Origin of the sequence: Leclercia sp. M50 (assembly GCF_037150775.1) — a bacterium.
GTDB lineage: Bacteria > Pseudomonadota > Gammaproteobacteria > Enterobacterales > Enterobacteriaceae > Enterobacter.
In genome coordinates this window covers 25,213-33,253 of sequence record NZ_JBBCPK010000050.1, presented here as the reverse complement: position 1 = coordinate 33,253, position 8,041 = coordinate 25,213, and the positions used below count along the sequence as shown (strand labels likewise).

Annotated in this window: 7 protein-coding genes; all 7 read right to left on the bottom strand. The window is 55.8% G+C overall.

Going from position 1 to position 8,041, the window contains the following annotated elements:
• Window positions 1–374: Orn/Lys/Arg decarboxylase N-terminal domain-containing protein (locus WFM46_RS13550; protein ID WP_336997813.1), on the bottom strand; the 374-nt coding region annotated here is incomplete at its 3' end.
• A 100-nt stretch (window positions 375–474) separates the two neighbouring features.
• The gene (gene accA, locus WFM46_RS13545) at window positions 475–1,434 is read right to left on the bottom strand and encodes an acetyl-CoA carboxylase carboxyl transferase subunit alpha (protein ID WP_103178346.1); all 960 of its coding nucleotides are present in this window, start codon (window positions 1,432–1,434) and stop codon (window positions 475–477) included.
• A 12-nt stretch (window positions 1,435–1,446) separates the two neighbouring features.
• Complete coding sequence (gene dnaE, locus WFM46_RS13540) at window positions 1,447–4,929, bottom strand: DNA polymerase III subunit alpha (RefSeq protein ID WP_336997812.1); 3,483 nt, start codon at window positions 4,927–4,929, stop codon at window positions 1,447–1,449.
• A 34-nt stretch (window positions 4,930–4,963) separates the two neighbouring features.
• A complete protein-coding gene (rnhB, locus tag WFM46_RS13535) occupies window positions 4,964–5,560 on the bottom strand; it encodes a ribonuclease HII (protein WP_103178344.1) in 597 nt (198 codons plus the stop codon).
• Window positions 5,557–6,705 carry a lipid-A-disaccharide synthase gene (lpxB, locus tag WFM46_RS13530; protein WP_103178343.1) on the bottom strand — a complete coding sequence of 383 codons (1,149 nt, stop codon included), beginning with the start codon at window positions 6,703–6,705 and terminating at the stop codon, window positions 5,557–5,559. The genes rnhB and lpxB overlap by 4 nt, the downstream gene beginning before the upstream one ends.
• On the bottom strand, window positions 6,705–7,493 hold the full coding sequence (lpxA, locus tag WFM46_RS13525; protein WP_103178342.1) for an acyl-ACP--UDP-N-acetylglucosamine O-acyltransferase: 789 nt from the start codon (window positions 7,491–7,493) through the stop codon (window positions 6,705–6,707). Before lpxA ends, lpxB begins: the two co-directional genes overlap by 1 nt.
• A gap of 3 nt (window positions 7,494–7,496) precedes the next feature.
• A complete protein-coding gene (fabZ, locus tag WFM46_RS13520; RefSeq protein WP_007373234.1) occupies window positions 7,497–7,952 on the bottom strand; it encodes a 3-hydroxyacyl-ACP dehydratase FabZ in 456 nt (151 codons plus the stop codon).
• Between the last annotated feature and the right edge of the window lie 89 nt (window positions 7,953–8,041).

Genomic DNA, 8,041 nt, shown 5'->3' with positions numbered 1-8,041 from the left:
AGGTACTCGCCGGTATATTGCTGAATGCGGGTAGCGATATCCTCGGCCACCCCCAGCGAGTACTCGAAGAACCACAGCGCCATGCGCATATCCTGGGCGCTGATATCCATCGTGGAGTGGGTATTGATAAAGGCGTAGAGCGGCAGGTATTCATTGAGTTGGTTGATGTCGCTGCACAACTCCATATCGTACTCGTCCCAGTCGAAGATGACGCCGCAGATACGGGGGTTATGTTCAATAAACTTCAGTAGATCGGCGCTGTTCTGTGGCCAGATTAGTTGAAACCCGCGCGATGCCAGCGCCTGCTCCAGCTCCTTGATGGGTTCGTCTTTATAAAAGACGCCGTGCGGCCCCATAATGGCAATGATATTCACGGTTTACCTCCTTAAAAAACATTAGCTAAGCATAGTTGAGGTAAACCATGGACATAAAAAAAGCCGCAACAGGGTGCGGCTTTTAAGATTATTGCGTAGCTTACGCGTAGCCGTAGCTCATCAGACGCTGGTAACGACGGTTCAGCAGATCTTCTTTGCTCAGCACGTCGAGATCAGCGAGGTCAGCCAGCAGCTGCGCCTTCAGGGAGGCGGCCATCACTTCTGGCTTACGATGCGCGCCACCCAGCGGTTCCGGGATAACGGTATCGATCAGCTTCAGCTCTTTCAGGCGAGGAGCGATAATGCCCATCGCTTCCGCAGCCATCGGGGCTTTATCGGCGCTTTTCCACAGAATGGAGGCACACCCTTCCGGGGAGATAACGGAATAGGTGCTGTACTGCAGCATATTCACTTTATCGCCCACACCAATGGCCAGCGCGCCACCGGAACCACCTTCACCGATAACGGTGCAGATAACCGGCACGCTTAAACGTGACATTTCACGCAGGTTACGGGCAATCGCTTCAGACTGACCGCGCTCTTCCGCGCCCACACCAGGATAGGCTCCCGGGGTGTCGATGAAGGTGATGATCGGCATGTTAAAACGCTCGGCCATCTCCATCAGACGCAGGGCTTTACGATAACCTTCTGGTGCTGGCATCCCGAAATTGCGGCGAATTTTTTCTTTGGTTTCGCGCCCCTTCTGGTGGCCAATAATCATCACCGGACGGCCGTCGAGACGCGCAATCCCACCAACGATAGCTTTATCGTCAGCGTATGCGCGGTCACCAGCCAGTTCGTCGAATTCATCAAACGCCAGGCGGACATAATCCAGGGTGTACGGACGCTGAGGATGGCGAGCCAGTTGAGCAACCTGCCATGCGCCGAGATCGGCAAAGATTTTACGCGTCAGTTCTACGCTTTTTTCACGCAGACGATGCACTTCTTCGTCGATGTTAATATCCAGTTTTTCATCCTGACGGCCCACGGCAGTCAGAGAATCGATTTTCGCTTCCAGCTCTGCAATCGGCTGTTCGAAATCAAGGAAATTCAGACTCATAGTATTCCTGTATTAGTCAAACTCCAGTTCCACCTGCTCCGAACCAATGAGGCCACGTAGATCGTTCAGTAAACGATCGCTCGGAGAGACACGCCACGACGCACCAAAGCGCAACCGTGCACGCGCATCCGCCCTCTGATAGTAGAGATGTACTGGAATGGTCCCCGAGCGGTGGGGTTCCAGAGACTGACGGAGTCGGTTTAAAAGCTGGTCATCAATTTGCCTGTCCGTCAGCGAGATAGCAAGCCCGCGAGCATATTTTTCCCGGGCTTCGTCAATGTCCATCACTTCGCGGGCGGTCATTTTAAGTCCCCCGCTGAAGTCATCAAAGCTGACCTGTCCGCTGACGATAAGTATGCGGTCTTTTTCCAGCAGCTGCTGGTATTTATCCAGCGCGTCGGTGAATAACATCACCTCCAGCCGCCCGGAACGGTCATCCAGCGTACAGATGCCGATACGATTGCCGCGTTTGGTGACCATAACCCTCGCAGCAATGACGAGCCCCGCAGCCGTAGTAATCTTACCACGTTCTGTCGGATGCATGTCTTTCAGCCGGTAGCCTCCGACATAGCGCTCAATTTCTTTAATATACTGATTGATCGGATGCCCGGTCAGATACAGGCCTAACGTCTCGCGCTCACCATCCAGCACGGTCTGTTCCGGCCACGGCTGACAGCTGGCATAGGATTGTTCAATCTGCTCCGGCTCTTCTGCCAGCACGCCGAACATATCCGCCTGGCCAATGGCCTCGGCTTTTGAGTGCTGGTCGGCGGCCTTCAGAGCGTCCCCCAGCGAGTTCATCAGCGCCGCGCGATGCGGCCCGAGACGATCGAACGCCCCGGACATAATCAGCTTTTCCAGCACCCGGCGGTTGAGCTTTTTAATATCGGTACGCGCACAGAGGTCAAACAGCTCGCGGAAGTAGCCGCCCTGGTTACGGGCTTCGATGATCGCTTCAATCGGCCCTTCACCCACCCCTTTAATCGCGCCGATGCCGTAGACAATCTCCCCGTCGTCATTGACGTGGAAGTGGTACTGACCGGAGTTGATGTCAGGCGGCAGGATTTTCAGCCCCATGCGCCAGCACTCATCCACCAGACCGACCACCTTCTCGGTGTTGTCCATATCGGCGGTCATTACCGCGGCCATAAACTCGGCCGGGTAGTGCGCCTTCAGCCACAGCGTCTGATAGGAGACCAGCGCGTAGGCCGCAGAGTGCGATTTGTTAAATCCGTATCCGGCAAATTTCTCTACCAGATCGAAGATTTTCATCGCCAGTTCGCCGTCGATGCCGTTTTTTTTCGCCCCATCTTCAAATATAGAGCGCTGCTTGGCCATCTCTTCCGGCTTTTTCTTACCCATTGCACGACGCAGCATATCCGCGCCGCCGAGGGTGTAGCCGGAGAGCACCTGGGCGATCTGCATGACCTGTTCCTGATACAGGATAATGCCGTAGGTTGGCTCCAGCACCGGCTTCAGGCTTTCATGCTGCCACTGAACATCCGGATAGGAGAGCTCCTCGCGGCCATGCTTACGGTCGATAAAGTTATCTACCATCCCGGACTGCAGCGGCCCCGGACGGAACAGCGCCACCAGCGCGATCATATCTTCGAAACAGTCAGGCTGCAGACGCTTGATCAAATCTTTCATGCCGCGGGATTCAAGCTGGAAGACCGCCGTGGTCTCCGAGCGTTGCAGCATATCGAAACTTTTCTTGTCATCGAGCGGGATCGCGGCGATATCAATCGGCTCCAGGCCCTGCTTGGCCCGGCGCGGGTTGATCATCTTCAACGCCCAGTCGATGATGGTGAGCGTACGCAAGCCGAGGAAGTCAAACTTCACCAGCCCGGCGTATTCCACGTCGTTCTTGTCAAACTGGGTGACCGGATGCAGGCCCGATTCATCGCAGTAGAGCGGCGCAAAGTCGGTAATTTTGGTCGGTGCAATGACCACCCCACCGGCATGTTTACCGGCGTTTCGGGTGACCCCTTCCAGCTTACGCGCCATGTCGATCAGCGCTTTGACCTCTTCATCCGCCTCGTAGATTTCCGGCAGCTGCGGCTCCGCTTCGAACGCTTTCGCCAGGGTCATGCCCGGGTCAGGCGGTACCAGCTTCGAGATGCGGTCAACAAAGCCGTACGGATGCCCCAGTACGCGGCCCACGTCGCGGATAACTGCTTTTGCCGCCATGGTACCGAAGGTAATGATCTGCGATACCGCGTCACGACCGTACATGTCTGCCACGTGTTCAATGACCTGGTCGCGTTTCTCCATGCAGAAATCGACGTCAAAGTCGGGCATCGAGACACGTTCCGGGTTGAGGAAGCGTTCGAACAGCAGGTCAAATTCCAGCGGATCGAGATCGGTAATTTTCAGCGCATAGGCCACCAGCGATCCGGCACCCGAACCACGGCCCGGCCCTACCGGTACGCCGTTGTCTTTCGACCACTGGATAAACTCCATAACGATCAGGAAGTAGCCGGGGAACCCCATCTGGTTAATAACCTGGAGCTCAACGTCCAGACGCTCGTCATACTCCGGGCGCTTCTCGGCGCGAACGGCCGGATCCGGGAACAGAAACTCAAGGCGCTCTTCCAGACCTTCTTTCGATTTCATGACCAGGAAGTCTTCGGTGGTCATGTCGCCGGTCGGGAACTGCGGCAGGAAGTATTCACCCAGACGGACGGTGACGTTACAGCGCTTTGCGATCTCTACGCTGTTCTCCAGCGCTTCCGGGATATCGGAAAACAGCTCGCACATCTCCTCTTCGCTGCGCATATATTGCTGCGGCGAATAGTTGCGGGGGCGTTTCGGATCGTCGAGGGTAAAACCATCGTGGATAGCGACGCGAATTTCATGGGCGTCAAAATCGTCGGCGTTGATGAAGCGCACATCGTTGGTGGCAACTACCGGCAGGCCCTGCTCTTCCGCCAGCGCCACCGCGGCATGCAGATAGCTCTCTTCATCAGGGCGACCGGTGCGGATCAGCTCCAGGTAGAAGCGATCCGGGAAATACTCTTTATAAAAATCGACGCACTGCTCCACCAGGGCGGTGTTGCCGCGCAGCAGGCATCGGCCTACGTCGCCCATACGCCCGCCGGAGATGAGCAGCAGCCCCTCATTCAGCTCCGCCAGCCACGCGCGATCGATCCACGGGCCCTGCGGGCCGTAGCCGCGCTGATAGGCACGGGAGATCAACAGCGTCAGGTTCTGATAGCCGGTATTGTTCAGCGCCAGGACGGTAATTTGCGTCATTTCATCGGCGAGAAGCTCGCTCTGTACGTGAAAATCAGCACCAATTACCGGCTTAATCCCGGCACCGTGCGCCGTTCCGTAGAACTTCACCAGACCGCACAGGTTAGTGAAGTCGGTGATCGCCAGCGCAGGCATGCCAAGCGAGGCCGCCTTTTTCACCAGCGGCCCGGTCTTCGCCAGCCCATCAATCATGGAATAGTCGCTGTGCACCCGCAGGTGTACGAAACGTGGTTCAGCCATCTTCAGATTCCGCGTTACTTATTGGCGTCTTGATTCAGGACATCAGTCCCAGTGCGCGTTTTACCGGTCCAAAACTGCGGCGGTGGTGCTCAGTTGCGCCGTGTTCAGCCAGTCTTTCCAGATGGAAAGCGGTAGGATACCCCTTATGCTGGGCAAAACCATACTGGGGAAATGTGAGATCCAGCGCGGCCATTTCAGCATCGCGCGTGACTTTAGCCACGATCGAGGCGGCACTAATTTCCGCCACCCGGCTGTCGCCCTTTACCACCGCCAGCGACGGCATGGGCAGCGCCGGGCAACGATTACCGTCGATCAGCACATACTCCGGCACCACGCTCAGCCCGGCGACGGCACGCTGCATCGCCAGCATGGTGGCATGCAGAATATTCAGTTCGTCGATCTCATGCGGTTCCGCCCGCCCGACACTCCAGGCCAGCGCTTTCTCTTTAATTTCATCGTATAAGGCCAGGCGGCGCTTCTCGGATAATTTCTTCGAGTCATTCAGACCGATAATCGGACGAGCAGGATCGAGGATCACTGCGGCAGTAACCACTGCGCCCACCAGCGGCCCACGCCCTACTTCATCCACTCCCGCCACCAGATGGGCGTGAGGGTAAACAAATTCCATCATTTCGCTAACTCCAGCACCGCGTCAGCTGCCTGCTCGTCGGCATTACAGCGGATTTGCTGATGCAGTTCCCGGAATGTGTCATGCATTTCATGGCTGGTTTTGCCGTTAGCCAGCAGCGGCAGCAACGCAGCGGCTAATGCCTGCGGCTGGCACTCATCCTGCAGCAACTCTTTCACCAGCTCACGTCGGGCAAGCAGGTTCGGCAGGGAGACGTAATCCGTTTTCACCAGCCGTTTTGCCAGCCAGAAGGTAAACGGCTTCATACGATAACCCACGACCATCGGGCATTTTGCCAGCATGCACTCCAGCGCAGCGGTACCCGATGCCAGCAACGCGGCATCGCTGGCCACCATCGCCTCACGCCCTTTGCCATCCAACAGATGGACATGCAGATCGGGGGCGACTTCCGCTTTAATACGCTCGAACTGCTCCCGGCGTTTGGCATTCACCAGCGGCACGACCACTTCCAGGTCAGGGTAAGTCTGACGCAGAATTTGCGCAGTTTTCAGAAAATCAGCGCTGAGCATTTCGACTTCTGCGCCGCGGCTCCCCGGCAACAGCGCCAGGCAGTGGGCATCATGTGAAATACCCAGCAGGTCACGTGCACCATTTTTATCGGGATCCAGCGGCATGGCGTCGGCCATGGTATGGCCGATAAAGCGGCACGGAACGTTGAATTTATCGTAAAACGCTTTTTCGAAAGGCAGGAAGGCCAATACCAGATTCGTCGATCTGCCTATTTTGAAAACGCGTTTCTGTCGCCACGCCCACACGGACGGACTGACATAATGGATGGTTTTAATGCCCTGTTTTTTCAGATTACCTTCAAGAGTAATGTTGAAGTCAGGCGCATCAATGCCCACGAACACATCGGGCTTAAGTTCGGTAAAACGACGCGTCAGATCGGCGCGGATGTGCAGCAACCGGCGCAGGCGACCCAGTACCTCGACGATGCCCATCACCGCCAGCTCTTCCATTTCGTACCAGGCTTCGCAGCCTTCAGCCTGCATCAATGGGCCAGCAACGCCGACAAAGCGCGCGTTGGGAACGCGCGCTTTGAGCGCTCGAATCAGACCAGCACCAAGAATATCGCCGGAGGTTTCTCCGGCGACGAGGGCGATCGTAAGCGGACGACTATCGACCATTAACGAATCAGACCACGGGTTGAGCGTGCGAAGAACTCCACAAACGCATTCACCTCAGGATGCTGCTTCGCCAGTTCGGCAATTTCCGGCTTAGCCTCTTCCAGCGTTTTACCGTTACGGTACAACTGCTTGTAAGCGTTGCGGATAGCCATAATCGCTTCACGGCTAAAACCGCGACGCTTAAGGCCTTCGATGTTGACGCCAAACGGCGTCGCATGGTTACCCTGTGCAATCACATATGGCGGAACGTCCTGCGCCACGCCGGAGCAGCCGCCAACCATCACATGCGCACCAATGATGCAGAACTGATGGACAGCGGTCATGCCGCCAATGATTGCATAATCATCAACTGATACGTGTCCCGCCAGCGTTGCGTTGTTGGCGAGAATGCAGCGGTCACCCACGGTACAGTCATGCGCGATATGCGCGTTGACCATAAACAGGTTATCGCTGCCCACCTTCGTCAACTCACCGCCCTGTACTGTGCCACGATGAATGGTGACGCTTTCGCGAATGCGGTTACGATCGCCAATTTCCACACGGGTTGGTTCGCCAGCATATTTCAGATCCTGGTTAACTTCACCGATGGAGGCGAACTGATAGATCACGTTGTCGCGGCCAATAGTCGTATGACCATTCACCACGACATGAGATTTCAGTACGGTACCCTCACCAATTTCGACATGGGGTCCAACAATACAGAATGGACCAATGTGGACGTTAGCACCGATAACGGCACCCTCTTCCACAATGGCGGTTGGATGAATAAAGGCGGTTTTATCAATCACGTATCAGGCCTCCCGGCTACGCGCACACATCATGGTAGCTTCGCAAACAACCTTGCCGTCAACCAGAGCTACGCCTTTGAAGCGAGTCAGGCCGCGACGCGTTTTTTCAAAAGTCACTTCCATGATCATCTGATCACCAGGCACGACCGGGCGCTTGAAGCGCGCTTCGTCGATACCTGCGAAGTAATAGAGCTCACCTGGCTCCAGCTTCCCAACGCTTTTAAACGCCAGAATACCGGTAGCCTGAGCCATCGCTTCCAGGATCAATACGCCCGGGAAGATAGGCTTCCCAGGGAAATGCCCCTGGAAGAATGGCTCGTTTACAGAAACATTTTTCACTGCGCGCAGAAAACGACCTTCTTCAAAATCCAGCACACGGTCTACCAGCAAAAACGGGTAGCGGTGCGGCAGAAGTTCTAAAATCTCTTCAATATGCAGAGTATGAGTGTCAGTAGTCAAAATACTCTTCCTGTCAAAATATCTGAATGGCAATAATAACACGGCCTGCCGGTTTATAAGAAAGCCGACAGGCCGGGAAGTGTGCGTTA